The 25,874-nt window shown below is 70.6% G+C and carries 22 protein-coding genes; 6 read left to right on the forward strand and 16 right to left on the reverse strand.

Translation table 11 applies throughout. The annotated features are described in order from the left end of the window. Positions 1–81 precede the first annotated feature (81 nt). Positions 82–1,395 carry a dihydrolipoamide acetyltransferase family protein gene (locus ACU6WY_RS10360; protein WP_483819579.1) on the reverse strand — a complete coding sequence of 438 codons (1,314 nt, stop codon included), beginning with the start codon at positions 1,393–1,395 and terminating at the stop codon, positions 82–84. Next, on the reverse strand, positions 1,395–3,584 hold the full coding sequence (locus ACU6WY_RS10365; protein ID WP_483819580.1) for an alpha-ketoacid dehydrogenase subunit alpha/beta: 2,190 nt from the start codon (positions 3,582–3,584) through the stop codon (positions 1,395–1,397). Before ACU6WY_RS10365 ends, ACU6WY_RS10360 begins: the two co-directional genes overlap by 1 nt. Positions 3,585–3,736: 152 nt before the next feature. On the opposite strand from ACU6WY_RS10365, the gene ACU6WY_RS10370 reads away from it, so the two are divergent. Beyond that, positions 3,737–4,261: a VOC family protein gene (locus ACU6WY_RS10370; protein WP_483819581.1), complete on the forward strand. Its 525-nt coding sequence runs from the start codon at positions 3,737–3,739 to the stop codon at positions 4,259–4,261. Beyond that, a complete protein-coding gene (locus tag ACU6WY_RS10375) occupies positions 4,258–4,941 on the forward strand; it encodes a GntR family transcriptional regulator (RefSeq protein ID WP_483819582.1) in 684 nt (227 codons plus the stop codon). The genes ACU6WY_RS10370 and ACU6WY_RS10375 overlap by 4 nt, the downstream gene beginning before the upstream one ends. On the opposite strand, the gene ACU6WY_RS10380 is transcribed toward ACU6WY_RS10375, so the two are convergent. The 8 genes from ACU6WY_RS10380 to ACU6WY_RS10415 all read right to left on the reverse strand — a co-directional run bounded on the left by ACU6WY_RS10380 (position 4,934) and on the right by ACU6WY_RS10415 (position 15,748). Next, positions 4,934–5,638, reverse strand: coding sequence for an SDR family NAD(P)-dependent oxidoreductase (locus ACU6WY_RS10380; RefSeq protein WP_483819583.1), 705 nt, complete (start codon positions 5,636–5,638; stop codon positions 4,934–4,936). The genes ACU6WY_RS10375 and ACU6WY_RS10380 overlap by 8 nt on opposite strands. After that, a complete protein-coding gene (locus ACU6WY_RS10385) occupies positions 5,635–6,540 on the reverse strand; it encodes an NAD(P)-dependent oxidoreductase (RefSeq protein WP_483819584.1) in 906 nt (301 codons plus the stop codon). The genes ACU6WY_RS10380 and ACU6WY_RS10385 overlap by 4 nt, the downstream gene beginning before the upstream one ends. After that, the gene (locus ACU6WY_RS10390) at positions 6,540–7,922 is read right to left on the reverse strand and encodes a M24 family metallopeptidase (RefSeq protein WP_483819585.1); all 1,383 of its coding nucleotides are present in this window, start codon (positions 7,920–7,922) and stop codon (positions 6,540–6,542) included. Before ACU6WY_RS10390 ends, ACU6WY_RS10385 begins: the two co-directional genes overlap by 1 nt. Positions 7,923–7,977: 55 nt before the next feature. Next, complete coding sequence (locus tag ACU6WY_RS10395; RefSeq protein WP_483819586.1) at positions 7,978–10,491, reverse strand: ATP-binding cassette domain-containing protein; 2,514 nt, start codon at positions 10,489–10,491, stop codon at positions 7,978–7,980. Beyond that, complete coding sequence (locus ACU6WY_RS10400; protein ID WP_483819587.1) at positions 10,491–11,672, reverse strand: substrate-binding domain-containing protein; 1,182 nt, start codon at positions 11,670–11,672, stop codon at positions 10,491–10,493. The genes ACU6WY_RS10395 and ACU6WY_RS10400 overlap by 1 nt, the downstream gene beginning before the upstream one ends. 107 nt (positions 11,673–11,779) lie before the next feature. Beyond that, positions 11,780–12,805 (reverse strand): ABC transporter permease, encoded by a 1,026-nt coding sequence (locus tag ACU6WY_RS10405; protein WP_483819588.1) that lies wholly within the window; start codon positions 12,803–12,805, stop codon positions 11,780–11,782. Then, positions 12,802–14,181: an amidohydrolase family protein gene (locus ACU6WY_RS10410; protein WP_483819589.1), complete on the reverse strand. Its 1,380-nt coding sequence runs from the start codon at positions 14,179–14,181 to the stop codon at positions 12,802–12,804. The genes ACU6WY_RS10405 and ACU6WY_RS10410 overlap by 4 nt, the downstream gene beginning before the upstream one ends. Positions 14,182–14,314: 133 nt before the next feature. Then, positions 14,315–15,748, reverse strand: coding sequence for an amidohydrolase family protein (locus ACU6WY_RS10415; protein ID WP_483819590.1), 1,434 nt, complete (start codon positions 15,746–15,748; stop codon positions 14,315–14,317). 124 nt (positions 15,749–15,872) lie between these two features. Between ACU6WY_RS10415 and ACU6WY_RS10420 the strand changes: the two genes are divergently transcribed. Together ACU6WY_RS10420 and ACU6WY_RS10425 are read left to right on the forward strand one after the other, a co-directional pair. Further along, complete coding sequence (locus ACU6WY_RS10420; protein ID WP_483819591.1) at positions 15,873–16,913, forward strand: ketopantoate reductase family protein; 1,041 nt, start codon at positions 15,873–15,875, stop codon at positions 16,911–16,913. A gap of 122 nt (positions 16,914–17,035) precedes the next feature. Next, positions 17,036–17,728 (forward strand): helix-turn-helix domain-containing protein, encoded by a 693-nt coding sequence (locus ACU6WY_RS10425; protein WP_483819592.1) that lies wholly within the window; start codon positions 17,036–17,038, stop codon positions 17,726–17,728. A 3-nt stretch (positions 17,729–17,731) separates the two neighbouring features. Here ACU6WY_RS10425 and ACU6WY_RS10430 read toward each other — a convergent pair whose 3' ends face one another. From ACU6WY_RS10430 to ACU6WY_RS10440, 3 genes are read right to left on the reverse strand one after another with little or no spacing between them, the layout of a single operon-like run. Next, positions 17,732–18,787: a zinc-dependent alcohol dehydrogenase gene (locus tag ACU6WY_RS10430; RefSeq protein ID WP_483821901.1), complete on the reverse strand. Its 1,056-nt coding sequence runs from the start codon at positions 18,785–18,787 to the stop codon at positions 17,732–17,734. Between the two features lie 5 nt (positions 18,788–18,792). Continuing rightward, positions 18,793–19,104 carry a Dabb family protein gene (locus ACU6WY_RS10435; protein ID WP_483819593.1) on the reverse strand — a complete coding sequence of 104 codons (312 nt, stop codon included), beginning with the start codon at positions 19,102–19,104 and terminating at the stop codon, positions 18,793–18,795. A gap of 10 nt (positions 19,105–19,114) precedes the next feature. Continuing rightward, positions 19,115–20,581 carry an amidohydrolase family protein gene (locus ACU6WY_RS10440; protein ID WP_483819594.1) on the reverse strand — a complete coding sequence of 489 codons (1,467 nt, stop codon included), beginning with the start codon at positions 20,579–20,581 and terminating at the stop codon, positions 19,115–19,117. 144 nt (positions 20,582–20,725) lie between these two features. Here ACU6WY_RS10440 and ACU6WY_RS10445 point away from each other — a divergent pair, with 144 nt between their 5' ends. Next, a complete protein-coding gene (locus ACU6WY_RS10445; RefSeq protein WP_483819595.1) occupies positions 20,726–21,730 on the forward strand; it encodes a ketopantoate reductase family protein in 1,005 nt (334 codons plus the stop codon). Between the two features lie 3 nt (positions 21,731–21,733). On the opposite strand, the gene rlmB is transcribed toward ACU6WY_RS10445, so the two are convergent. Then, on the reverse strand, positions 21,734–22,732 hold the full coding sequence (rlmB, locus tag ACU6WY_RS10450) for a 23S rRNA (guanosine(2251)-2'-O)-methyltransferase RlmB (protein ID WP_483819596.1): 999 nt from the start codon (positions 22,730–22,732) through the stop codon (positions 21,734–21,736). Further along, on the reverse strand, positions 22,725–24,119 hold the full coding sequence (gene cysS, locus ACU6WY_RS10455; protein WP_483819597.1) for a cysteine--tRNA ligase: 1,395 nt from the start codon (positions 24,117–24,119) through the stop codon (positions 22,725–22,727). The genes rlmB and cysS overlap by 8 nt, the downstream gene beginning before the upstream one ends. 68 nt (positions 24,120–24,187) lie before the next feature. Here cysS and ACU6WY_RS10460 point away from each other — a divergent pair, with 68 nt between their 5' ends. Then, positions 24,188–24,649, forward strand: a complete 462-nt coding sequence (locus ACU6WY_RS10460; RefSeq protein ID WP_483819598.1) for a GNAT family N-acetyltransferase — start codon at positions 24,188–24,190, stop codon at positions 24,647–24,649. Here the strand turns inward: ACU6WY_RS10460 and ispD are convergent. Further along, the gene (ispD, locus tag ACU6WY_RS10465) at positions 24,646–25,845 is read right to left on the reverse strand and encodes a 2-C-methyl-D-erythritol 4-phosphate cytidylyltransferase (protein ID WP_483819599.1); all 1,200 of its coding nucleotides are present in this window, start codon (positions 25,843–25,845) and stop codon (positions 24,646–24,648) included. The two genes, ACU6WY_RS10460 and ispD, sit on opposite strands and share 4 nt — an antisense overlap. Positions 25,846–25,874: the final 29 nt, after the last annotated feature.

Consider the following 25,874-nt stretch of genomic DNA (forward strand, 5'->3'; position numbering starts at 1 on the left):
CGCGGACGGTCGCAGACGTGTCCTCCCAGCGTGCCGGTTCGGCGCACCGTTGGGAAACGGTGGGCCGAGGTCCGGGGCGATTCATAGCAGGATCTGCAGCGGATTCTCGATTCTTGCCACGAACGCCGCGAGCCACTGCGCCGCCAGCGCGCCATCCAGGACCCTGTGGTCGGCCGACAGCGTCACCGACATGACCGTCGCCGCGGACAGCGACCCGTCGGCCTCGACCACCGGACGCCGGGTCGCCGCGCCCACGGCGAGGATGCCCGCGTGTGGCGGATTGATGATCGCCGAGAACGACGTCGTCCCGTACATGCCGAGATTCGAGACCGAGAACGATCCGCCCTCGAGTTCGCTTTGCTTCAGGCGCCCCTCCCGGGCCCGCGCGGCCAGGTCCCGGACCGTGGCCGCCAGTTCACCCAGGGACAGACGATCGGCCTGGCGGACCACGGGCGTGAGCAGTCCGCCTGGCACCGACACCGCCACGGCGATATCGGCCGTGCGGAAGCGGCGCACGGCATCCTCGGTCCAGATCGCGTTCGCCTCGGGGACCGCGCGCAGCGCTCCGGCCACGGCCTTGACGACGAGATCGTTGACCGAGATGCGCTCCTCGCGCCCCTCGTTGATGCGCGCGCGGAGCGCGAGGAGCTCGTCGACACGGCAGTCCGCCTGCAGGTAGAAGTGCGGGACCGTGGCCTTCGACTCGCTCAGTCGCCGCGCGATCGCGCGGCGCATCCCGGTGTGCGGAACGTCGTCGTACCCCGCGTCCGCGGGCGGGGTGGGAACGGCGACCGGCGCGGGCGCGGCGGGGGCCGACACAGGGGCCGTGGCATCCGGATGCCGTTCCTTCGGCGCCGCAGTCCAGGCATCGAGGTCACGGCGGACGATACGCCCGCGGGGTCCCGAGCCGGTCAGGTCGGCGAGATCCACCCCCCGCTCGCTCGCGAGGCGCCGGACGAGAGGCGACGCGAAGATGCGCCGCTCCTCTCCCCCGCCGGAGGTCTGTGTCGCCGACGGGGCGTCCACGGCGGGCGGACCGTCGGGGGCGACGGCGGAGTTCGCGGCCTCCTCGGGTTCGACGGCGACGACCTCTTCCGGCGCGAGCTCGCGAGGCGCGGACTCCCCGGCGGCGGCGAGAGCGGCGTCGAGACTCTCGCCCTCCTCCGCGAGCACGGCGATCGGCACCCCGACGCCGGCCGCGTCGCCGGCCGGAAGGAGGATGCCCGCGAGTGTCCCCGCACGCTCCGCCTCGTACTCGACCACCGCCTTCTCGGTCTCGATCTCGACGATCGCCTGACCGGCAGCGACCGGGGCGCCCACCTCGACGAGCCAGCTCTGGATCGCCGCCTCGGCCGCACCGGTGGCGACCTCGGGCATGCGCACGATGACAGCCATCAGACGATTCCTCCCGCCGCGCGGACGCGCTCGAGGCCCGCGACGACCTCCTCGGTGCGGGCGATCGCCGCCCGCTCGAGCACCTTCGAGATACTCGGACTGGCTTCGCCACCGGTCACGCGCTCGATCGGCTGATCGAGCCAGTCGAAGAACCGGCGCTGGATCTCGTCCGACAGCCATCCGCCGTACGACGGCCCGCGGGACCCCTGCTCGACGATCAGCACCGCGTTGGTCTTGCGGATGCTCTCGCCGATGGTGTCCCAGTCCAGTGAGGCGCGGTCGAGCCAGCGCAGGTCGATCACCTCGGCATCCACTCCCGTCTGCTCCACCGCCTCGAGCGAATGCCCGACCATCGACAGGTAGGTGAGCACGGTGACCGCGGAGCCCACACGGCGGATCGCCGCCCGGCCCGGCGGAATGATGTAGTCGAGGTCGGTGTCGGGCACCCGATCCGGCGTGCCGTAGAGATCGACGTGCTCGATGACGAGCACCGGGTCCTCGAGGGCCAGCGCGGCGTTCATGAGCCCGACATAGTCGGCGGCCGTGGAGGCGGCGACGATGCGCCACCCCGCCTGCGTGGCGAAAATGCCCGCGGGGTCCATGAGGTGTTGCGAGCCGTACCCGGATCCCATCGCGACCTTGGTCCGCAGGACGAGGGGCACGGTGTTGTTGTCACCGAACATGTGCCGCGCTTTGCCGACCTGGTTGAACACCTGGTCGGCGGCGACCCACATGAAGTCGGGGTACATGAACTCCACGACGGGGCGGAACCGGCCGTCCAGAGCCATCCCTCCGGCAGCGCCGAAGAAGCCGTTCTCGCTGATCGGGGTGCCGATCACACGATCGGGGCCGTACTTCTCGACCAGCCCCTTCGTCGCGCCGTTGGTCCCGCCGCCGAGGCGATGCACGTCCTCGCCGAGCACGACGATGCGCGGGTCGGTCTCCATGCGCCGATCCATGGTCTGGGCAACCGCGTCGACGAACTTCACGTCTCGCCACGGGCCGGCCCAGTCGGTCGGTTCGGCCGCGTCCCAGGACTCGAGTTCGGAAGCATCCCCCCGGATGCCGGTGTCGACGACGGCCGGGTCGGGCCACAGCTCGGGACGGATACGTCGGCGCCCGGGGCGCTCGGGGTCGGGCTCGACGACGGCGGCGACGGCCTGTGCCATCGCGGCGACCGCCTGCTCGCGCACCGCGGCGGCCTCGGCGTCGTCGAGCAGGCCGAGGCGGCGCATCTCGGTGCTCACGCGCTCCAGAGGGTCGCGCGCACGCCACTGGCCCTCCTCGTCCTTCGTGCGGTAGCCGAAGGCGCTCCCGGGGTAGGGGCCGTTCTGGTGGAAGAAGCGGTAGACCTCGGCCTCGACGATCGCGGGACCGTCGCCAGCGCGCATCCGGTCCAGCGCCTCGCCCATGGCGAGGTGCACCGCGAGCGGATCCATGCCGTCGACCCGCCACGCGGGAATCGAGAAGCCCTGGCCCCGCACCGAGAACCGGGTGTCGGCGCTGGCCTCGTCGGCGCGGGTGGAGACCGCGTACAGATTGTTCTCCACGAAGAAGGCGACCGGCAGCTTCCACGTCGACGCGAGGTTCATCGATTCCAGGACCGAGCCGATCTGACTCGAGCCGTCACCGAAGTAGTTCACCGACACGTCGGTGGTTCCGGCGTGCTTCTGCGCCCACGCGTGACCCGTGGCCAGCGGCGCCCCGCCACCCACGATCGCGTTGGTGCCGAGCGCTCCGGCCTCGAGCCACTGCAGGTGCATCGATCCGCCGCGTCCGCCGGAGAAGCCCGACGCCAGGCCCAGGATCTCGGAGAGGGTGCGATCCAGCAGTCGCTGCACGTCGGGGGTGACCAGGGCCTGGGGGTCGAGGGTGCCGCCCGAGACGTAGGCGAGGGTCTTCGCGAGGAACTGGTGGTGCCCGCGGTGCGACCCGTTCACGGCGTCGGCGGGCCGCAGTCCCACGATGGAGCCGACCGCTCCGCCTTCCTGACCGATGCTCGAGTGCGCGGGGCCGTGGACGAGCCCCGCGCCGGCGAGATCGAGCACGGCTTCCTCGAACGCCCGGATCAGGTGCAGCTGACCGAGCATGGTGCCCAGCAGTGCCGGGTCGGCGGCTTTCCAGTCGGCGGCCGTCGTCTCCAGCTGCACCCACTCGACACCGGTATTCAGGCGTTTCCGCTTGGCCATGTCGCTCCTCACGCGTCGTTGCGTATGCCTATACAGCACGTTCACCAGAACTGTACGGTGTGATTGTCGCCAATACAAGCGAATCACGCGCATGAAGCGGGATATGCTCACGCTCAACGACACGAATGGATCCAATGAAGGAGAACGGCGTCATGGGACTTCCGGGCCTACGCGGCAGCGACCACATCGGTTTCACGGTTCCCGACCTCGACGAGGCCGAGCGTTTCCTCGTCGGGGTACTCGGCGCCGAGCCGGTGTACACCCTTCCTGGACGCAGCGGCGAGGGCGACTGGATGACCCGTCAGCTGGGCGTGCACCCGCGAACGCGCATCCGTGAGATCCGGTTCTACCGCCTCGGCAACGGCACCAACCTCGAGGTGTTCGCGTACGACGCGGCCGACGGGCAAGCACCGCCGCCGCGCAACAGCGACATCGGCGGACACCACCTCGCCCTCTACGTCGACGACCTCGATGCGGCCGTTGCCCACCTGCGCGCCCACGACGTCGATGTCATGGGCGACCCCGTCGAAAGTGGCGCGGCCTCTGCCGGGCAGCGGTGGATCTACTTCCGCGCGCCGTGGGGCATGCAGTTCGAACTCGTCAGCTTCCCCGACGGCAAGGCCTACGAGCGCGAGGCCTCGACGCTGCTGTGGCATCCGGCTCGGCCCGCCCAATGACCGGCCTCCATCCCCCCGTCCTCGACCACGGCAGCGCGGGGGCCGGGATCGCCGACACCCTCCGCGACGAGATCCTCCGCGGCATCCATCCCCCGGGCGCCCGTATTCGCCAGGAAGACCTGGCCACTCGGCACACCACCAGCCGGCTCCCGGTACGCGAGGCGCTGCGCATCCTCGAGGCGGAGGGCCTGGTCACTCGCGTCGCCAACGCGGGTGCCTGGGTCGCGCGCCTCACGCTCGCCGAATGCCAGGAGCTCTACCTGGTGCGCGAGCGCATCGAGCCCGTGCTGCTGACCATGAGCGCCCCGCACCTGACCGGCCACGACCTCGACCGGCTCGACGACCTCGCCGCGCGGATGGAACAGACGGATGCCGAGGGATTTCTGCGGCACGACCGTGACTTCCACTTCACGACCTACGCGCCCGCGCGCACCGTCATGCTGAGCGACACGGTCGTTGGGCTGTGGAATCGCACTCACCACTACCGCCGCGCCTTCGTGACGGTCGCGCACGCGCGCCACGACGGCACCGCACACCTCGACCACCGCCTTCTCGTCTCGGCGCTCCGCCGCGGCGACGTCGACGAGGCCGCGCACGTGCTCGAAAGGCACATCCGCCGCACGCGCATCGAACTGGAACGGCATCCCGAGATCTTCGAGGACGACGCCGGGATCAGGTGATGCGCCACCCGCGGTCGACGTAGAGGTTGGTCGCGGAGACACCCTCGTTGTGCAGGAGGAAGCGGGTGGCATCCACGACGTCCCTCATCGTCGCGAGCTCGCCGCCGGGAGTGCGGGACGAGTAGCCCTCGAGGACGCTCGCGGGCTTTCCCGCCCAGAACGGGCTGTCGCCGATGATGCCGGGGTGGAGGGCGTTCACGCGCAGGGGTGCGAGCTCCAGGGCGAGCGCGGTCGTGAGTCCCTCGACGCCGCCGTTGATCGTCGACACGGTCATCGACCCGGGGTACGGGGCGTCCTTCGCCCGGCCGCCGAAGAGCACGATGCCCGTCGAGCGCGCGGGCACGAGCCGGTCCAGCAGCGCGTGCACCGTCTCGGTGTATCCCACGAGCTTGAGCGTGACCAGACGCCGGGCACGCGCGATGTCGTAGTCGCGGACGGTGTTGGCATCGCGCTCGATGGCGGCGAGGACCAGCCCATCCAGTTCGCCGACGTCGGCGAGCGCCGGGGCGATGTCTTCGGGTTCGGAGATGTCGACCGCGATCCCGCGCACGTGCGGGCCGATCTCGGCTGCCACCGCCCGCGCGGTGGTCGCATCGCGCCCCGTGAGGGTCACCTCGTGGCCGTCGGCGGCCAGCGACGCGACGATCTCGCGGCCGATACCGGACGTGCCGCCCACCACCAGATACCTGCGGCTCATGCCGCACCTCCTTCTCGCTCGTTCTCGGATGCCGGCAGGAGCCCCCGCCGGGTGACTTCGGCCGCCGCTCCCCAATCGAGGCGCGCGAGGTCCGGTTCGGCGAGCGCGCGATCGAACACCGCCGTCAGCGCCGAGAGCGTGGGCAGGTGCACGCCGGACTCGGCCGCGATCTCGGCGCTCAGCCGCAGGTCCTTGGCGCCGAGGGCGACGTCGAACCCGGGCGGGTCGTAGGACCGCCGCGCGATCATCCCGCCGTAGCCGCTGTAGACGACACCGGCGAACAGCGTCGAGGTCAGGATCTCCACGAACAGGGCGGGATCGACGCCCCGCGCTTCCACGAGCGCGACCGATTCGCCGATGGCCTGGATGGCGTGGATGATGTCGTAGTTCACGGCGATCTTGACCGCGTTCGCCGTCGACGGCTCCTCGCCCAGCGGCCACAGGCGCGCGGCGAACAGCTGCAGGTAGGGCTCGACCTCGGCGACCACCGCGGACTCCCCCGCCACGAGGATGTTCAGCCGCCCCTCGGCGGCCACCGCGGGCCGCCCGAGCACGGGGGCGGCCACGTAGCGCGCCCCCGCCGCGGCGAACCTCCGCCGCAGCTCGACCGCGGCGGCCGGACTGATCGACGCCAGATTCACATGGACACCGCCGGTCGTGGATGCCACGGCCTCGGCATCCAGCACGGCCAGGGCGGCGGTGTCATCCGCGAGCATGGAGAACGACACGTCGTGCGCGAGCGCCTCGCCGGGTGTCGCGCACGCGACGGCTCCCGCGGCGACGAGCGCGTCGACGGGGCCGCGCGAGCGGTTCCACACGTGGACGCGGTGCCCGGCGTCGACGAGGCGCCGCGCGAGCGCCGCGCCCATCGAGCCGAGGCCGAGGAAGCCGACGGAGGCCATCACGCCTCCCCGCGGCCCCACGTCGTGTTCAGGTGCGACTGCGAGTCGCGTTGGTTGTTCAGCGGACCGCCGACGGCGATGTAGCGGGGACCGGCGATCAACAGCTCCTCCGCGGGGAACTTCGTGATCACTTCGCACCCGGTGGCGGTGACCACGACTTCCTCCTCGATGCGCGCCGCGCCCCACCCGTCGGCGGAGGGCCAGTACGTCTCGAGGGCGAAGACCATGCCCTCCTTGAGCTCCTCGGGGTGGTCGAAGGAGACCAGTCGCGAGAAGATCGGCTTCTCCCAGATCGACAGGCCCACGCCGTGGCCGTACTGCAGGGCGAACGCGGCCTCTTCGTCGGCGAAGCCGAACTCCTGGGCCGTCGGCCACACCGAGACGATGTCGGCGGTCGTCGCTCCGGGACGCACGAGCGCGATCGCCCGGTCCATGTACTCCCGGGCCCGGGTGTACGCGTCCTTCTGCTTCGTGCTCGCCGACCCCACCGCGAACGTGCGGTAGTAGCACGTGCGGTAGCCGTTCCAGCTGTGGAGGATGTCGAAGAACGCGGGGTCGCCGGGACGGATCAGACGGTCCGAGAACACGTGCGGGTGCGGCGAGCAGCGCTCACCCGAGATGGCGTTGACACCCTCGACGTACTCCGAGCCGAGGTCGTACAGCGTCTTGGCGACGAGCCCGACCGCCTCGTTCTCCCGAACGCCGGGACGCAGGAACCGGTACAGCTCCTCGTACGCCGCATCGACCATCGAGGCCGCCTGGGTCAGGAGCCGGATCTCGTCACCGGTCTTGATGCGCCGCGCCTCCATGAAGACCTGCTGGCCGTCGACCACCTGGATGCCGACCTTCTGCAGGGCGAACAGGATGGGGAGTTCGATGACGTCGACGCCGAGGGGCTGGTCGGCCACGCCGAACTTCTCCAGCTCGCGCTTGATCTTTCGGGCCACCTCCTCGGCGATCCCGGCATCCGGCGGGAACGCGCCGCGCAGGGTGGAGATGCCCGCCCGGGCTCCCGACTCGAGCCGCGGGCGCTTGGTGCCCTCGTGCGGCGCGTGCGGATCGGCATCCATCTCGGACGAGGTGACGTCGAGCCACGGGTTGTACAGCGCGTGGTGCTTCGCCGCCGAGCCGAAGTCCCACGAGATCGGGTCGGTATTGCGGGTGAGCAGGCTGAAGCGGATCAGCTTGTCCATCGCCCACGTACCGATGTGGGTGGCGGTCATGTAGCGGATGTTGGAGAAGTCGAACGCGAGAACCGCGCCGAGCTCCGAGCGCTCCAGCTCCGCCTTCACGCGCGCAAGGCGGTCATCGCGGAGCCGATCGAAATCGACGCGTGCCTCCCAATCGACGCCGTTGGTGCCGGTGGTTCCGGTGTTCTTCATGATGGCCTTCCTGAGGTCTGAGGGGTTCCGAGGGGAGAGCGGGCGACCGCGCGGGTCATCCCGCCCGCCCTCTCGACGAGCGGCCGCGGCGCAGGAGCACCATGACCAGGGGGACGACGGCCGCGAAGAGCACGAAAGCCCCCTGGAGCCAGTACTGCCACGACAGTCCGAGCGAGAGGAACGCCAGCGCGCTCGTCACCGTCTGCAGGAGCAGGCCCGCCGCCGCCACCGCCAGGGCCGAGCCCGAGCCGCCGAAGATGCTCGCGCCGGCGATGACCACGGCGGTGACGGAGGTGAGGGTGAGCGCTTGCGCGGCGTTGGCGTCGCCGATGCCGGACCGCGAGTACACGGCGAGGCCGGCCAGAGCGGCGAGCGTCCCGGCCGTGACCGAGGCGAGCAGACGCGTGCGCGGCACGCGTACCCCCATGCGGTTGGCCTTGACCGGGTCGGATCCCGCGGCGCGGAGCGCCCGACCGCCCCGGGTGCGCTGGATGACGAACCACATCGCCACGGCGACCCCCACGGCCAGGGCCAGGATCATCGGCACACCGGCCACCGCGAGACCGAGGGTGGTGAGCACGTCGGCGCGTGCGGCGCCGCCCGGACTCGGCCGCAGCACCTGCGCCACCCCGAGCACGGCGATCGAACTGACCAGCGTGGCGATCACGGGGGGAAGGGCCAGGCGCGTGACCAGCAGACCGTTGATCGCTCCCACCGCGGCCCCCGCGGCGAGCGCGAGCACGACCCCGATGAGGAACACCCCGATCCCCTGTTGCGCGAAGAACGACAGGATCACCGCCGAGAGCGCCGTCACCGAACCGATGCTGAGGTCGATGCCGCCGGTCATCACCACCACGAGCTGGGCGAGCCCCACGAGCACCAGCACGCTCGCCGCGGCGAGCAGCTGACTGACGCTCAGGGGGCTGAGGAACGCCGAAGAGACGAAGGACGTCACCACCGACAGGGCCACCGCGAGACCGAGGAGGACCACGGCCTGCGTTTCGCCCGCCAGGATGCTGCGCGAACGCGGGCGCCGGGCGGAGACGGCCACCTCGACCGCTGCCGTCTCCGACGACAGCACGGCGGCACCGGTGATGGCGCGCTCGTCGACGTCGTCGCCGATCAGGGTCGCCTGCACACGGCCGCGCGAGAACACGACCACGCGGTCGCAGAGACCCTCGAGCTCTACGGCATCCGTCGAGAGCACGACCACGGCGACGCCGGTGGCGGCGAGCTCCCGCAGGAAGGCGTAGATGTCCACCCGGGCGCCGGCGTCGACGCCCTGCGTGGGGTCCTCGACGAGCAGCACCTTCGGGTCGCCGAGGCGCCCGCGCGCGAGGAGCACCTTCTGCTGGTTTCCGCCGGAGAGCGCCGAGACGGGCACCTCGAAGTGGGGCGTCTTCACCGCGAGCCCGGCGACGCCTTCACGGGTCAGGGCGTACTCCCGGCTGCGGCGGACGAATCCGCCCGGCATCGCCGCGCGCAGCGCCCCCGCCACGGCGTTCTCGCGAATCGACATCTTGCCGAACATCGCCTCGCCGATGCGGTCGCCCGGGAGAAACACAACCCCCGCGGCGGCCGCGGCGCGCCGCGAGCGGATCGGGGTCTCCACCCCGTTGACGAGGACTCGCCCCCCGGTCGCCCCTGCTCCGGCGATCCCGCGCAGCACGCGGCGCTGCCCGTTGCCCTCGACGCCGGCGAGACCGATGATCTGGCCGGGGTAGACCGAGAACGAGACGTTGTCGTACCCGGCGCCGCTGAGCTCGAGCACCTCGAGCGCCGGGGTTTCTGATGCGGCGGGGGCGGGGGGCTTGTCGGGGAACGTCGTCTCCAGCGAGCGTCCGACGATCAGCTCCACCACCTGGTCGGAGGTGAAGTCGGCGACCAGACCTCGGCCGACGACGCGACCGTCGCGCAACACCGTCAGGTCGTTGCCGATCTCCATCACCTCGGGAATGCGGTGGGTGATGTAGACGATCGCGACGTCCTTCTCGAGCAGCGACCGCACCTGGGCGAACAGCCACGCGGTCTCCTCGGGACCGAGGGCTTCGGTCGGCTCGTCGAGCACGAGCACCCGGGGATCGGATGCCAGGGCGGCGGCGATCTCGACCAGGTGAGCCTCGCGCAGCGACAGCGAGGACACCAGGGCGTGCGGGTCGATGGTCAGCGACAGGCGCTCGAAGTGCGCGGTCACCCACGCGGCCGCCGTGCGTCGCGAGGGGCGCTTGCTGGCCGGGAGCAGCAGGAGGACGGCATCCACCACGCTCAGCGAGGGGGCGAGCGCGGGGATCTGGTAGACGATCGCGAGTCCGGCTTCCCGCGCCTCGGCCGGGCGGATGCGGTCGAACTCCCGGCCGGCGAGGCCGATGGTGCCGGAATCCGGCACCACCGACCCCGCGGCGATCCCCACGAGGGTGGACTTTCCGGCGCCGTTCTCGCCCAGCACGGCGTGCACGCGACCGGGGGCGATGTCGACCGAGACCGCGTCCAGCGCGGTGACACCGGGGTAGGTCTTGGTGATGCCCGAGAGAGTGAGTGCGGATGCCACGGTCGTGGGGGTCTCGTTCATCAGCCGAACAGCTTCGTAATCTCGTCGGCGGTCAGCAGCGCCGACGGCGTCGCGTCGGCCGGCGCGTCGGCCAGGCAGGCATCCTGCGGGGTGACCGAGCCGGATGCCCCACCGGTGGAGTCCTCGAACAGCGACAGCTCGTACAGCGAGGGCTCGGTGTCTTTCGTTCCGTAGGCGGCGGCGAGGGCCTTGCGCAGAGCGACGCGACCGATCCAGGTGCGCGACGACACCGTGGCCAGCTCGTACTCGGGGTTCGCGGCCTTCAGGGTGGCGAAGCCGCAGCTGAGGGAGTTGTCATCGGTCGAGGTCAGGATGGGCAGCGTCTGGCCGGCCGCCTCGTACGCGCGGATGACGCCCGACGCCGAGGCGCCGTAGTCGGTCACGATCGCATCGATCGGGGTGCCCTGCGAGAGCACGCCCGCCATCGCCTGCTGCGCCTGCGCCGGGTCCCAGTTGGTCCAGATGGGCTCCTCGTTCACGAGGGTGATCTGGGGGTTGGCGTCGAAGACCTCCTTGGCGCCGGCGAACTCCTGCGTCGACACCAGCGCGCCCGACGGGCCGCCGAAGAAGACGACGTTGCCGCCCTCGCTGCCGAGCTGGTCGACGATCCACTGCGCCTTGGACTTGCCCACGAACGTGGGGATCTGGTCGGTGTAGTCGAGGTAGTCCGTTCCCGCCGTCCCCTGCGGGTCCGAGGCGAAGTTCACCACGATCGAGCCGGCCTGGGTGGCCTGCCGGATGGCGGGCAGGTGGGCTTCGCCGGGTCCCGCGTCGGGAATGACGAGGATGATGTCGGTCCCCTTGGCCGCGAGGCTGGTGATGCCCGAGTTCGTGGCTTCGAGGTCACCGCGACCGGCGATGAACTCGACGCCAGAGATCCCGGCGCACTTGGCGGCCTCGCTCTCGATCTCGGCGAGCACCGTCTTGGACCAGGTGTTGGTCCCGTAGCCGTCGACGACGCCCACGGAGACCTGCTCGCCGTCCGCGGGGCAGATGTCGGCGATGTCGGCGAACTGCGACATCGTGCCGACGCTGCCCGCGGCGATGTCGGCGGTGAGGTTGTTGGCATCCTCTCCGCCGCCGCCACCGGCGCTGTTGGTGGACGAACATCCGGCGAGGACGAGGGCGCCGAGGGCAATGACGGCGAGACCTGCTCGCCGTGCGGGTGCTGTGGTGATCATGGGGTACTCCTCTTCGAGTGGTGATCGGGTGGGTGCAGGGTCGGTGGATGGGCGCGACGGATCGCCCCGCGACCCGGTGGGCCGTCGCGGGTGGAGGAAGGGAGGTGTCAGGCCCCGGGTCGTCGTCGCATGAGATTTCGGATCCTCGAGGTGGTGCCGCCCAGCTGCAGCTGCGCGACGATCCCGACGCCGATGATGAGCGCCTGGACGATGTTCTGCACGGCGGTCGCCTGCGTGAACGTCTGCACCAGCTGGGTGAGCTGGGCGAGGAACAGGGCACCGAGCGCGGTGCCCACGATGCTGCCGCGTCCGCCGGTGAGGGCGGTGCCGCCGAGCACGACCGCGGCGATCGAGGGCAGGAGGTAGTCGTCGCCAGCCGTCAGCGTGGGGGTGCGCAGGAGCCCCGCCAGCAGGATCCCTCCCGCTGCCGCGAGCGCCGACGACAACACGTAGGCGACGATGGTGTACCCGCGGGTGCCGATGCCGAGGTTGGCGGCGCTGCGCGGGTTCTCCCCCACCAGCTCGAAACGGCGGCCGAGCCGGGTGAGCTTGAGCACGACGTGGACGACCACGGTCAGCGCGAGGGCGAAGAACACCAGGACCGGGAGGCCACCCCACCGGCTGAGTGCGAACTGGTTGAGCGCGTCGGGACTCTGGGTGGCGAACCCGCCCGAGACGGCCTGGACCGTGCCGATCATGAGCGCGTTGACGGCGATCGTGACCACGAGCGGCGGGAGCCCGAACACCGTGATGACGAGCCCGCTCGCGAGGCCGAAGGCGGCGGTGACGACAAGCGCGGCGGCGATCGCACCGGGAAGTCCCAGGGCATCGTCTCCACCGAAACGGGCCACGATGAGGGCCCCGAGGGTGACGGCACCGGGAATGGACAGATCGAGACCGCCCTGCTGGATCACCAGGGTCTGACCGATCGCAACGAACGCGATGAGGGCCGCGAACGGCAGCATCGACACGATCGCGGTCGGCCCGACGCTGCCCGGTGCGATGAGCGGGCTGACCAGGAAGAGCGCGACCACCGCGATGAGGGCACGGGTGCCCGGCCACCCCAGGATCATGCGCCCCGTGGGGCCGTGATCCTGGGGCGCGGTGCGCGCGGGAGCGAGAAGGTCGGTCATGCCGTCACCAGGGTGGGGTGCCACGTGCCGTCGAGGCGTGCCTCGGGCATCTCCCCGAGCAGGTAGCGGCGCGAGGCCTCGGCATCCGACTTCAGACGGGCGAGGTCGACGCCCACGAGCTCGCCGTCCTTCTTGACTCGGCGCCCCTGAACGAACACGTCGCGCACGAGGCCGGGGTGGGCGGAGTACACGAGGCTGCCGATGGGGTTGTTCAGCGGGGTCAGGGCCAGAGAACGGTCGTCGAGGACGACGAGGTCGGCGGCCTTGCCGACCGCGATCGATCCCGTGGTCTCGGCCAGTCCCGCGGCGTGCGCCCCGTCGATCGTGGCGAACTGCACGACGTCGGCGCACGTGAGGCTGATTCGCTCGAGAACCTCGCCGGTGTCCACGGTGGGGGCGTTGTCGAGGGCCCGCTGCATGCCGATCGCGGTGCGCATCGTCGAGAACATGTCGCCGCCGTTCGAGCTGCACACGTCGATCGAGAAGGTCGGACGAATACCCGCGCGCAGGAGGCGGCCCGTCGCCGGGAAGCCGTGACCCATCTGCATCTCGACATCGGGGGCGACCGAGGCCGTTCCCCCGCTGTCGGCGATGAGGCGCAACTCGTCGTCGCTCAAGGTGCAGCAGTGCACGTACGTGGTGCGGTCGGAGAGGAGCCCGTCGGCGGCCAGTTTGTGGATCGGGCCCGACTTCCCCCAGTACCCGTCACCGGCGTGCATCGTCACGCGCAGGTCGAGGTCGGCGGCGAGGCGGAAGTCCTGACGGTTGACGTCGGGGGTGACGAACTGCGGGCCGCGCAGGGCGAGTGCCATGGTGACGAGGCCGTCGCCCGAGGCGAAGTGCTCGTCGCGCACGCGGCGGGCGTCATCGGGGTGGGGGTTCTCGCTCGGCAGGCTCCCCCACTGCGCGGCGCCGCCGCCGTGGGCGAAGACCGCCCGCATCCCGGTGTCCTTCAGCGCCGCGACGGCGGCATCGGCGTGCTCGGGGGTGGCGAGGTTATGCGACCAGTCCACGAGGGTCGTGATGCCCGAGTCGAGAGCCTCGAGGGCGCCGAGGTAGTTGCCGGTGTAGGTGTCCTCCGGGCGGAAGTGCTTGCTCAGCCCGGTGTGCAGCCCCACGAGGTACTCGGTCAGCGACCAGTCCGAGGCGAGGTTGCGGACCACCGACTGCCAGGTGTGGCGGTGTGTGTCGACGAACCCGGGGTGCACGATGCGTCCGGTCACATCGATGACCTCGGCGCCCGCGGCATCCAGGCCCTGTCCGATGGCCTCGATCGTGCCGTCCGCGCCGATCAGGATGTCGGTGTCGGTGAGGACCTCGCCGGGCCGGACGGCCGTGATGACGGTCCCTCCCCGCAACAGCGTGCGCTCGCTCATGTGGTGGTGACTCCCTCGTCGAACCGGTGCGTCATCGCGCCGGTAATGTGCGTTGATTGGATGCTAAAAAGCCTGACTGAACATGTCAAGTATTAGTTACCACTTTGTTGCGGCCGTCCAGCACGACTGAAAGTCAGGCGCGCTCCCGATAGAGCGGGATGTCGATCGGGGGCTGCGGAATGAACGCACCGGAGCCACCCATTCGTCCGTACAGATGGTCGTGCGAGCGCTCCAGCGCCGCCGTCGCCGCCGCGACGTCGACATGCGTGAGCACGCCGTGACGCTTGACCACGCGGCCATCGACCAGCACCGTATCGACGCAGCCGGCGTGCGCTTGCGAGATCACCGCCCCGGTCGGATCCGCACGGTTCCAGCCCACCTGACTGATGCCCGACATGTTCACGAGCACGATGTCCGCCCGCTTCCCCGGGGTGAGCGACCCGACGAGGTGATCCACCCCGGCCGCGCGCGCACCGTTCAGTGTCGCCCACCGCAGCGCATCCCTCGTCGTCCACGCCATCGTCTGCGGAGCGCGCATGACCGCGTACTCCGGCTCGTCCGCGCGGTAGCGCGAAGCCTGGAGCACGAGCCGGCTGTGCGAGACCATGTCGCCGCCGTTCCCCGAGACGCAGTCGATCCCGAGACTCGGACCGAACGTGTGGGCCGTGGCCTCCGCGATAGCCGGATACCCCATACCCATCTGCATCTCGGTCTCGGCGCAGACCGAGACCGTCACGCCACTGTCGTCCAGCAGCTCCCACTCGTGGGGGGTGTTGAACGTGCAGTGGACGAGGAGCAGGTCGTCGGCGAGCAACCCGTTCGCGTGCAGCACCTCGACATCCTCGAAGAGCTGCCGCACCATCACCTGGTTGGCGTGCAGGGTCACGCGCGCGCCCAGCTCACGCGCGAGCGCGAACTCGGCGGCGACGACGGCCACCGGGGCGATCGCCAGCTCCTGCGGCGCCATGCCGAAGCGCAGGAGCTGATCGTCGCTGGAGAAGTACTGCTCGCGGATCTCCCGCGCCAGCCGCGCCCGCGTGGCGAGGGCGGCCGGGTCGGCGTGGCCGGTGGACCCGCCGCGCGACTGACTCCAGGTGTTGGTGGTGATGGGGGTCAGTCCGTGCGCGTACAACGCCCGGATCCCGGCATCCCGCAGCCCGGTCACCGCCGCGTGGGCACCGTCGGGATCCAGGATGTTGTGGCAGTAGTCGACGATCGTCGTGATGCCGCTGTTGAGCGCGTCGAGGGCTCCGACATAGTTGCCCGCGTACATGTCGTCGGCACGATACAGCGGGGCCATGTGCAGGCGGATGCCGCGCAGGTAGTCGGGAATGTTGCCGTCGGCCAGGATGCCGCGCAGAGCGGTCTGCCACGTGTGCCGATGCGTGTCGACCATGCCGGGGATCGCGATCATGTCGCGGCCGTCGATGATCTCGGCATCGGCGACGGCGATGTCGGGACGGATCTCTCGGATGACACCGTCCTCGATGAGGATGTCGGTACGGGGGAGATCCCCGAGGTCGGGGTCGACGGTGGCCGCCGCGACGTTCCGGATGAGTGTGCGCATGCTCGCTCCCTCGCGATGCAATCGGGTCTTCGTCGACCCGACGTTGTGTTGGACTACACACGAATGTACAGTCGGCTCCAGATTTGTAAAGCAGAAGCGAACACCCTGGCGTCAAGGAGGACCCATGACTCGCACGAATCCCCGCATCGCCGTCCTCGGCGCAGGAGCACAGGGCGCCAGCGTCGGCGCGGACCTGCTGCGCGCCGGGCTGGATGTGACCTACATCGAGCAGTGGCCGGCCCACGTCGAGGCGATGCGCGCCCGCGGCATCGAGGTCCGGCTGCCCGACGAGACCCACGTCACCCCGGTTCACCCGCTCCACCTCTGCGAGGTCGCAACCCTGCGGGAGCCGTTCGACATGGTGTTCGTCGTCGTGAAGGCCTACGACACCCGCTGGGTGAGCGAGCTCATCGCGCCGTACGTCGCCGACGACGGACTCGTCGTGGGCCTGCAGAACGGGATGACCCAGGATGCCATCGCGGCCGCCGTCGGCGCGCACCGCACGATGGGCGCGGTGATCGAAGTGGCCTCGAACATGTTCGAGCCCGGCATCGTGAACCGGCAGACGCCCGTCTCGGGGTCGTGGTTCGCCGTCGGCGCTTACGACGACGCGGCCCGCGGACGCGAGTCGGAGGTGCAGGCGGTGCTCTCGCACACCGGACGGGTCGACGTCTCCCCCGACATCCGGTCGTCCAAATGGATGAAGCTCGTGGCCAATGCCGGCGAGCTGGTCCCCTCCGCGATTCTCGACCTGCCGCTCGCCTCGGCCGTGGCGCTGCCGGGGGTGCACGACTTCATGATCGAGTGCGGCAAAGAAGCGGCGCGGGCGGCCCTCGCCGACGGGAGCCGCCTCGTCCCGATCTTCGGCCTCACCGACGACGCCGTCACCGATCCCGATCGTTACGCCTCCGACCTCCTCGGCGAGGTGCTCGACAGCTTCTCCCTCCCCGATACGAAGACGACCGTCCTCCAGGACTGGATGAAGAACCGCCACGCCGAGTACCGGGAAGTGAACGGTCTCGTGGTCTCCGTCCTCGAGGCGGCGGGCGAAACGGCGCCGTTCAACGCCCACACGGTTCGTCTCGCGCAGGAGATCGAAGCCGGCCGGATGCCACGCTCCGCCGCCAACGTCGACGCGCTGCTCGACGTCCCCCGGGCCGGATGAGTCGGCGCCGTGTTCAGGCGCGGCGCACAGGGTCAGCGCACAGCGGAGGGTAGCGTGGTCTTCCGAGTGGGACGGGGCACCCAATGACCGGGTTCTCCGCCCTCGGAAGAGGAGGCGCGGTGATGACCGACGACATCGGGAGCAGACTGCGCGACGCGCGGCTGCAGCGCGGCATGAGCCTGCGCAGCGTCGCGAGCGCCCTGGGCGTTTCGGCCAGCCTCATCTCCCAGGTCGAGACCGGCAAGACGCAGCCCTCGGTGTCGACACTGTACGCGATGGTCACGCACCTGGGCATTTCGATCGACGAACTCCTCGGGGTCTCCCCCGTCCCGGCGGCCGGCGCGACCGCGCCCACACCTGATCCTCTCCCGGCCGATCCGACGGTGCAGCGTGCCGCCGACAACGCCGTCCTCGACATGGAGAACGGCGTGCGCTGGGAGCGCCTGGCTGCGGGCGTCGGCCCCGCCGATGCGCTTCTCGTGACGTACCAGCCGGGGGCCTCCAGCTCGGTCGAGGGCAAAATGATGCGGCACGCGGGCATGGAGTACGCCTATCTTCTCGAGGGCGAGCTCACCCTGCGCCTCGAGTTCGACACGTTCACGCTGCGCGCCGGCGACAGCATGCATTTCGACTCCGTGCGACCGCACCTGTACGTCAACCAGAGCGACGCGATCGCGCGCGGCATCTGGTTCGTGGTCGGCCGCCGCGAGCAGAACCAGGCGATGCCCTCCGCGGGACACTCGACCTCAGCCCCCCGCGAGACGATCGGGTCCGCCGTCGACGTGCTGCGCGCGATGGACGACCTCGACCGCTGACCCTCAGCGGGTGGCGCGGTGGCGCGCTGCCCGCGGCTGGGTGATCGTCGGGTCGATGAGCGTCTTGATCTGGCGGGCGCCACCGTGCACGAACGGACCGAGAGCGTCCTCGGCCACGTCCTCGAGAGGCAGCACCTCGTCGGCGACATCGCTCCAATCGGCGCGGGCCGCCAGCAGTTCGATGGCGCGCGGGATGTCCACGGCCATGGCGTGCGCCACCGTCCCCACGATCGTGTATTCGCGCAGGGTCCATGCCCCCAGCGGTGCCGGCACGTCTTCCCGCTGGATGCCGACGGGCACGAGTACCGCGCCCGGGAGGGCCGCCTCGACGACGGCATCCCACCCGGCGCGCGAGCCGCTCACCTCGAACAGCACGTCGGCTTCCCACCCCGCCGCCGCGAGCGTCTCCGCGATGGTGCCCTCTCCCGCGCGGAGCGTACGCTCCGCACCGAGGGCGCGCGCCAGGTCCAGACGCTCGTCCGAGCGGTCGACCGCGAGCACGTGGGCGCCGACCGCCGCCGCCGCGTACGTGAGGAAGGCGCCGATCCCGCCGATCCCCAGGATGACGGCCTCGTCCCCCGCGGCCAGCCCGCTGCGCGCCACGGCGTGCACCGCGATCGCCATGGGCTGCGCCAGAGCGAGAGTGTCGGAGGCGAGCCCCCACGACGTAACGTCGTACAGCGTCGCGGCGGGGACGCACGCGAACTCCGCCAGCCCGCCGTCGAGCTGCAAACCCGCGGTCCGATAGCGGCGGCAGAGGTTCGTCCGTCCCGCCCGGCAGGGCTTGCACGCCCCGCACGAGATGCCGGCGCCGCACACGACCTGCGCCCCGAGCGGCAGATCGACGTCGGCGCCGACCGCCTCCACCGTGCCGGTGAACTCGTGCCCCAGCACGACCGGAAGATGCGTGAGCACGGGACCGCGGGCGTACTCCGTGGCATCCGACCCGCACACCCCGCACCCTGTTACCCGCACGAGCACCTCACCGGGGCCGGGGGTCGGAACGGCGCGCGTCTCCACCCGCAGGTCCCCGGCCCCGTACAGGACGGCGGCGCGCATATCCGTCACAGGGCGACCCCGTTCGGCACCTCGAGCTGCACAGCCTGGCGCGAGGCGATCATCCGGGAAAGATGCGCGTCGTACACCGCCGCGTGGGCCGGCGAGTCGAGGTAGGCCGCGAGGGCTTCGTCGTCGTCGACGAGCGCGACGACGGCGTAATCGGCGGGGCTCGGGCGCAGGCGCAGGTTGGCGCCGCACCGATAGCCGCGGAGCATCGGCAACCCGCCGGCCATCTCTTGCAGCGCCGCGGTGAGGGCTGTCACCTCCTCCGCGCCGACGTCGGGGTTCCAGGTGAACAGGGCGGCGTGCAGGATCATGCGGTCCTCGTCAGTCGTGGGCGCGGGCGACGACGTGGGCGTCACCGTCGGTGTAGCGGTACGGGTTTTCGATCTCTTCGTCGACGGGGATCTCGGGGTGCATGCCCTCGGTCCACGCCTGCTCACCGAGCTTCGACCGGACGTACTCGACCGAGGCGGCGACCTTGTCGCGGATCGGTGCGAGCGGGAGGCCGATCCGCGCGCCGCGGTACTTCACGACACGACCATCGACGACGACGGTGTGCACGTCGGCGGTACCGGCCTGGTAGACCACGTGCGCGTAGGGGTGCAGGATCGGGGTCATCGAGGGCGACTCGTCGTTCTTGATCAGCACGATGTCGGCGCGCTTGCCGGGAGTCAGCGACCCGATGCGGTTCTCCAGCCCGAGCGAACGCGCGCCCCCCATCGTGGCCATGCGCAACACGTCTTCCGCGCGCAGGCGATTGGCGACGATCGTCTCGCCGCGGGCCTGGGCTTCGAGGTGGTCGCGGGAGCGGTCGGCGCTGAGGGTCGCGCGCATGGCGGAGAAGAAGTCCGCGCTCCACCACACGCTCGTGTCCATCGACAGGGATGCCGGGATCCCGTGCTTGCGGATCGCCCAGGTGGAGGGATACCCCTGGCCTGCGCTCTGTTCCGACTCGGTAGCGACCGAGACGGTACCGCCGGTTGCGGCGATCTTCTGGTAGCTCTGCTCGTTCAGGGAGGTGGAGTGGACGTAGCAGATCTCGGGGGTCATGAACCCGGCCTCGTACATCTGCGTGATGGCGGTGTCGGTCGTCGCGCCCCACACCCCGGCGTGCGTGGTGACCCGCAGGCCCAGTTCGCGCGCCGCCTCGAACGCGCCGCGCTCGGGGAACTCGGAGGAGCCGGGCACGTCGAACGCGAGCTGGAGACCCATCATGTCGTCAGGCGCGGAGAAGTTGCGCGAGACGAAGTCGCGGAACTCGGGCGAATTGGCCCACTCCCACGGGGCGCCGAGGTAGTTGCCGTATCCGAGCACGAAGCGGCCGGGGATCTCGCGAAGCGCCTGGAGGGCGGCCTCACCGTATTCGGGAGTCCGCAGGCCGTGCGACCAGTCGAGCGTCGTCGTCACGCCGGTGTCGACGGACTCCAGCGCGCTGAGCAGGTTGCCGGCGTAGACGTCTTCCGGGCGAAAGACCTCACCCCAGTTGAGGTAGTAGAAGACGAAGTACTGGCTGAGCGCCCAGTCGCCCCCGTATCCGCGCAGCGCGGACTGCCACATGTGGCGGTGGGTGTCGACGAAGCCGGGCGTGACGATGCCGCCCGACGCATCGATCTCGAGCGTGCCCTCGGGCACCTCGAGACGGTGCCCGACGGCCGCGATATCGCGGCCGATCACGAGGACGTCGGCGTCGTCGAGAACGCCCTGCTCGTCCATGGTGATCACGGTGGCGTGGCGGAAGACGAACGGGCGGTCGGCCGAGAACTGCTCGGCAGCGGGTGTGATGTCTGTCATGGCCTTCTCCCCATTGAGAATGTTCGTTCCTGGTTTACACTCTCGGTGAAGAAGAGGCAATAGCCCCGGGTTCTGTTCACCTTTGTTACATTCCGAGTGGCCTCACCGCTTCGCCGTACGCTCACACTCCAACGAAGGAGCATGATGTCCGCACTCTCCCTCGCCGTTCTCGGCGCCGGCGCGAACGGCGCGTCGATCGGCGCCGATCTCCTCGCGGCCGGCTTCGATCCGGTCCTCATCGAGCAGTGGCCCGCCCATGTCGAGGCCATGCGGCGTGACGGCCTGCGCATCGACATGCCCTCGGGGACGCATCACGTCCATCCGCGAACGCTCCACCTCTGCGAGGTCGCGACCCTCCGCGAGAAGTTCGACCTCGTCCTGCTCGTGACGAAGGCGTACGACGCACGGTGGGCAGCCGCGCTCATCGAACCCCACCTCGCCGACGACGGGGCGATCGCCGTCGTGCAGAACGGCATGACCACCGCGACCGTCGCCCAGGTCGTCGGCTCCAACCGGTGCGTGGGGACGGTGATCGAGATCTCCTCCACCATGACCGATCCCGGCGTCGTGCACCGGCACGTCGATCCCGAGCGATCGTGGTTCGCGGTCGACGCGACCGCTCCCCGCGGCACGGATGTCGCACGCGTCCTGGAGCACTCGGGCGAAGTCGCCCTCGTCAACGACATCGCATCGGCGAAGTGGATGAAGATCGTCAGCAACGCCTCGGTGCTCGTGCCGACCGCCGCTCTCGGCCTGCCCATGGTCGACGCGATCACCGTGCCCGGCATGCGCGAACTCATGCTCGAGGCGGGGCGCGAAGCACTCCGGGTCGCCGGCGATCATCGCGTGCTGCCGATCTTCGGCCTCACGGCGGAGTCGATCGAGACCTCCCCCGACGTCGTGGAGACCATGCTCGACACCCTCTATGCCCGCTTCACCGTTCCCGGTGCCACGACCACCGTCTTGCAGGACTGGCGAAAGGGCCGGCACAGCGAGGTCGACGACATCAACGGTGCGGTGGTCGACGCCGGGCGGCGTCTCGGAATCCCCACACCGGTGAACGAGGCGATCGTGGCCGTCGGCCACGCGATCGAGCGCGGCGAGGTCGAACCCTCGCTCGCCGCGCTCTCCCTGCTGCAGCGGGGCTGAGGATCAGTCGGCGGCGCGGAGCGTCGACACCTGGTACAGGGCGACGGATGCCGCGATACCGGCGTTGAGCGACTCGGTCGCGGCCGAGATCGGAATCGATACGACCTGGTCGCACGTCTCGGTCACCAGGCGCGAGAGGCCCTTGCCCTCGGAACCGACGACGATGACGACCGGGCGGTCGGCGAGCTTCAGCTCGGGGAGCGACACGTCGCCGTCGCCGGCGAGGCCGAGCACGAACACGCCCTGCTTCTTGAAGTCCTTGAGCGTCGCCGTGAGGTTGGCCGCGAGGGCGACCGGAACGCGCGCGGCGGCGCCGGCGCTGGTCTTCCACGCGGCGGAGTTCACGCTCGCCGAACGGCGCTGCGGGAGAATGAGTCCCTGTCCGCCGAACGCGGCGGTCGAGCGGATGATCGCGCCGAGGTTGCGGGGGTCGGTCACCCCATCGAGCGCGACGAACAGGGGCAGTTCACCGCGATTCACGACCTTCTCGAGCATGTCCTGCGGGTGCGCGTACTCGTACGGCGGCACCTTCAGAGCGACGCCCTGATGGACGCCGTCGAAACCGGCCATGCGGTCCAGCTCGGGACGCGTGACCTCGAGCACGGGGATGCCCCGGTGCGTGACGATCGACAGCATCTCTTTCACGCGGTCGTCCATTTCGACGCGCTGGGCGATGTAGAACGCCGTCGCCGGGATCTTCGCGCGCAGCGCCTCGAGCACCGAGTTACGCCCGGTGACGGTCTCGGTGTCATCGGACTGCTTCGCGCGCGCGCGGTTCTGCGACGAGCCGACCGAACGCACGCCCGGCCTGCCGGTGCCACCCGCGGCCGCGTAGCGCTCCTGCGCGGCCTTCCGCTTACCGGCGACGTGCCAGGCGCGGTCCTCGGCCTTGGGCGTCGGGCCCTTGCCCTCCAGCGCCTTGCGGGAGTGTCCGCCGGTGCCCTTCAGGGGGCCCTTCTTCTTGCCGGGGTTGCGAGCTCCCGGACGTCCATGCTTAGGCATCGATACTCCAATTGGTTCCGGCCGGAGTGTCCTCCAGCGTGATTCCGACGGCGGAGATGGCATCTCGGATGCGATCTGCTGCTGCCCAGTCCTTGTCGGCGCGAGCGCGGGCGCGCTGCGCGATCATCTCCTGCACGAGGGCGTCGAGGGCGACCTCGACCCCGCTGCCGACGGTGGCGGATTCGGCGGTGTCTAGCCCCAGGACCGAGAGCATTGCGCTCACCGATCGGGAAGCCGCGATGGCGGCCTCGTGATCGACCGCGTCGATCGCGACGTTGCCGGCACGAACGGTCTCGTGGAGCACCGCGAGCGCCTGGGGCACGCCGAGGTCGTCATCCATCGCCTCCGCGAACGCGGCCGGGATCTCTCCCGGAGCCGACACCAACGGATCGGCGCCGACGACCCGCAGCGCGCGCTGGTGAAAGGTCGCGATGCGGTCGAGGGCACTCGCCGCCTCGTCGAATGCGCGGTCCGAGATGTCGAGATTCGACCGGTAGTGCGCGGCGGCCAGCGCGTAACGCACGACGCGGGCGTCGCGATCGGCGAGGACGTCGGCGGCGAGGACGAAGTTGCCGAGGGACTTCGACATCTTCTGCCCGTCGACGGTCACGAGGCCGTTGTGCACCCAGTACCGCGCGAACGCGTCGCCCGCGGCGGTGGACTGGGCGATCTCGTTCTCGTGGTGCGGGAAGCGCAGGTCGAGCCCGCCGCCGTGGATGTCGAACTCGGGACCGAGATACCGCCGCGACATCGCGGAGCACTCGATGTGCCATCCCGGGCGCCCTGCCCCCCACGGCGACGCCCACGTCGCCGAGGTCGGTTCGCCCTCTTTCGCGCCCTTCCACAGCGCGAAGTCGCGCGGGTCGCGCTTGCCCCGCGGGTCGGCGTCGGCGGCGGGCTCCATGGCATCGAGCGTCTGGCGCGTGAGCTCGCCGTAGGCGGGCCACGAGCGCACATCGAAGTACACGTCTCCCGCCGCGGCGTAGGCGTGCCCGCGCTCGATGAGCTCGGCGATCAGCTCCTGCATCTGCGTCACCGAGGCGGTCGCGCGCGGCTCGTAGCTGGGGGGAAGGATGCCGACGGCGGCATACGCCCGCGAGAACTCCAGCTCCATGCGGTACGCCAGCGCCCACCACGGCTCGCTGTCGGTGGCGTTGGCGAGCACCTTGTCGTCGATGTCGGTGACGTTGCGCACGAACGTGACTCGACCGAAGCGGTGGGCGAGCCAGCGACGCAGGAGGTCGAACGCCAGGGCAGCGCGCACGTGCCCGATGTGCGGACCCGACTGCACGGTGGGCCCGCAGACGTACATGGTGACGTTCGCGGGGTCGACGGGGACGAAGTCGCGCAGAGCCTGCGCTTTCGTGTCATACAGCCGAACGGTCACTGTTCCAGCCTACCGGCCGCCCCTGACGGTGACCCGTGCCCGAAACACGGGGCCAGTAGTCTCACGGGATGCCGGTGGAGATCCAGCTCGACGACCTGTCCGCGCCCGATACGCGTGCCCTCGTCACCGCCCACGTCTCGGGGATGCTCGCCCACACCCCGCCCGAGAGCTGCCACGCCCTCGACGCCGACACGCTCGTCGGAGGTGGCGCGCTCCTGTGGTCGGCTCGCGTCGACGGAGAGCTCGCCGGCATCGGTGCGCTCTCCCCGTGGGGCGAGGATGCCGGGGAGCTCAAGTCCATGCGGGTGGACGAGCATTTTCTCGGCCAGGGAATCGGCCGGGCGATCCTGCGGCGCATCATGACGGAGGCGCGGGAGCGTGGCATCCGGAGCCTGTGGCTCGAGACGGGGAGCACCGACGACTTCGCGGCGGCGCGCGGTCTCTACGCGAGCGAGGGTTTCGTGGAATGCCCGCCGTTCGGGTCGTACCGCCCCGATCCGCTGTCGACGTTCATGATGCGCGGGATCTAGGCCGGGACGACCAGCGCCGTCGCGAACGCGGCGACACCTTCGGTGCGGCCCGTGAAGCCGAGGCCGTCCGTCGTCGTGGCGCTCACCGACACCGGCGCACCGCCGAGCGCCACCGAGAGGACGCGCTCCGCCTCGGCGCGCCGGCCGGCGAAACGCGGGCGGTTGGCCTGCACCTGCACCGACACGTTGCCGATCCGCCACCCCGCCGCGCCGAGCAGACCCCGGGTGTGAGAGAGGAAGGCCTCGGCATGAGCACCGGCGAACTCGGGCCGATCGGTGCCGAAGTGGGTACCGATGTCACCGAGACCGGCCGCGGCCAGGAGCGCGTCGACGATGGCGTGGGCGACAGCATCGCCGTCGGAGTGGCCCGACAGCGCCTGCTCCCCCGGCCACTCCAGCCCGGCGAGCCACAGCGCGCCGTCGCCGCCGAAAGCGTGAACGTCGGTCCCGATACCGACGCGGGGCCCGTCCTGGCGGGGCGCGGCGAGGGAGTCCTCGGGCGCGGCGGCGAGCAGCCCGCGCGCACGCACGAGGTCGGGGCCGGTCGTGATCTTGAACGATGCGGCGTCGCCCTCCACCGTCACGACCTCGTGCCCGGCAGCCGCCACCGCGGCGGCATCGTCGGTGTGATCGGCCTCGGAGGAGGCGATCGCCTGCTCCAACACCGTGCGGCGGAAACCCTGGGGCGTCTGCGCGGCCGCGAGTTCCGACCGGTCGACGGCCGCAACGACGACACCGCCGTCATCGATGCGTTTGATCGTGTCGACGACCGGCACCACGGGGATGACGGCGTCAGCACCGGTGTCGAGAGCGGCGATGACTCGCTCGAACACCTCCGGCGGCGTCAGGGCGCGCGCGGCGTCGTGCACGAGAACCGTCTCGATGTCGGCGCGCAGCGCGGCGAGTCCGGCGGCCACCGACGTCTGCCGGCTCGCTCCGCCGGTGACCACCGACACGAGGTCATGGCGCGCGCCCGCGGCCTCGCGGGCGTCGGTCAGGGCACTGCCCTCGAAGCCCGCCGGAACGACGATGACCACCTGCGCTTCCGGAGCAGCGAAGACGCCGCGCAGCGCGTGGCGAAGAATGGTGTGCTCGTCGAGGCCGACGAACGCCTTTGGCGCGCCGCCGTTGAGGCGCGTGCCAGAGCCGGCGGCGACGACGATGACGGCGAGACGCGGAACAGGCGTGAGGATCACCCGTCCACGCTAGCGCGGACGCGCCGCGC

The sequence above is a fragment of the Microbacterium sp. ZW3a genome, from assembly GCF_057167165.1.

Excerpts from the sequence above, each read along its gene's own strand:
- ACU6WY_RS10360 (WP_483819579.1), bottom strand. The coding sequence starts at position 1,395 with ATGGCTGTCATCGTGCGCATGCCCGAGGTCGCCACCGGTGCGGCCGAG.
- ACU6WY_RS10365 (WP_483819580.1), bottom strand. The coding sequence starts at position 3,584 with ATGGCCAAGCGGAAACGCCTGAATACCGGTGTCGAGTGGGTGCAGCTG.
- ACU6WY_RS10370 (WP_483819581.1), top strand. The coding sequence starts at position 3,737 with ATGGGACTTCCGGGCCTACGCGGCAGCGACCACATCGGTTTCACGGTT.
- ACU6WY_RS10375 (WP_483819582.1), top strand. The coding sequence starts at position 4,258 with ATGACCGGCCTCCATCCCCCCGTCCTCGACCACGGCAGCGCGGGGGCC.
- ACU6WY_RS10380 (WP_483819583.1), bottom strand. The coding sequence starts at position 5,638 with ATGAGCCGCAGGTATCTGGTGGTGGGCGGCACGTCCGGTATCGGCCGC.
- ACU6WY_RS10385 (WP_483819584.1), bottom strand. The coding sequence starts at position 6,540 with ATGGCCTCCGTCGGCTTCCTCGGCCTCGGCTCGATGGGCGCGGCGCTC.
- ACU6WY_RS10390 (WP_483819585.1), bottom strand. The coding sequence starts at position 7,922 with ATGAAGAACACCGGAACCACCGGCACCAACGGCGTCGATTGGGAGGCA.
- ACU6WY_RS10395 (WP_483819586.1), bottom strand. The coding sequence starts at position 10,491 with ATGAACGAGACCCCCACGACCGTGGCATCCGCACTCACTCTCTCGGGC.
- ACU6WY_RS10400 (WP_483819587.1), bottom strand. The coding sequence starts at position 11,672 with ATGATCACCACAGCACCCGCACGGCGAGCAGGTCTCGCCGTCATTGCC.
- ACU6WY_RS10405 (WP_483819588.1), bottom strand. The coding sequence starts at position 12,805 with ATGACCGACCTTCTCGCTCCCGCGCGCACCGCGCCCCAGGATCACGGC.
- ACU6WY_RS10410 (WP_483819589.1), bottom strand. The coding sequence starts at position 14,181 with ATGAGCGAGCGCACGCTGTTGCGGGGAGGGACCGTCATCACGGCCGTC.
- ACU6WY_RS10415 (WP_483819590.1), bottom strand. The coding sequence starts at position 15,748 with ATGCGCACACTCATCCGGAACGTCGCGGCGGCCACCGTCGACCCCGAC.
- ACU6WY_RS10420 (WP_483819591.1), top strand. The coding sequence starts at position 15,873 with ATGACTCGCACGAATCCCCGCATCGCCGTCCTCGGCGCAGGAGCACAG.
- ACU6WY_RS10425 (WP_483819592.1), top strand. The coding sequence starts at position 17,036 with ATGACCGACGACATCGGGAGCAGACTGCGCGACGCGCGGCTGCAGCGC.
- ACU6WY_RS10430 (WP_483821901.1), bottom strand. The coding sequence starts at position 18,787 with ATGCGCGCCGCCGTCCTGTACGGGGCCGGGGACCTGCGGGTGGAGACG.
- ACU6WY_RS10435 (WP_483819593.1), bottom strand. The coding sequence starts at position 19,104 with ATGATCCTGCACGCCGCCCTGTTCACCTGGAACCCCGACGTCGGCGCG.
- ACU6WY_RS10440 (WP_483819594.1), bottom strand. The coding sequence starts at position 20,581 with ATGACAGACATCACACCCGCTGCCGAGCAGTTCTCGGCCGACCGCCCG.
- ACU6WY_RS10445 (WP_483819595.1), top strand. The coding sequence starts at position 20,726 with ATGTCCGCACTCTCCCTCGCCGTTCTCGGCGCCGGCGCGAACGGCGCG.
- rlmB (WP_483819596.1), bottom strand. The coding sequence starts at position 22,732 with ATGCCTAAGCATGGACGTCCGGGAGCTCGCAACCCCGGCAAGAAGAAG.
- ACU6WY_RS10460 (WP_483819598.1), top strand. The coding sequence starts at position 24,188 with ATGCCGGTGGAGATCCAGCTCGACGACCTGTCCGCGCCCGATACGCGT.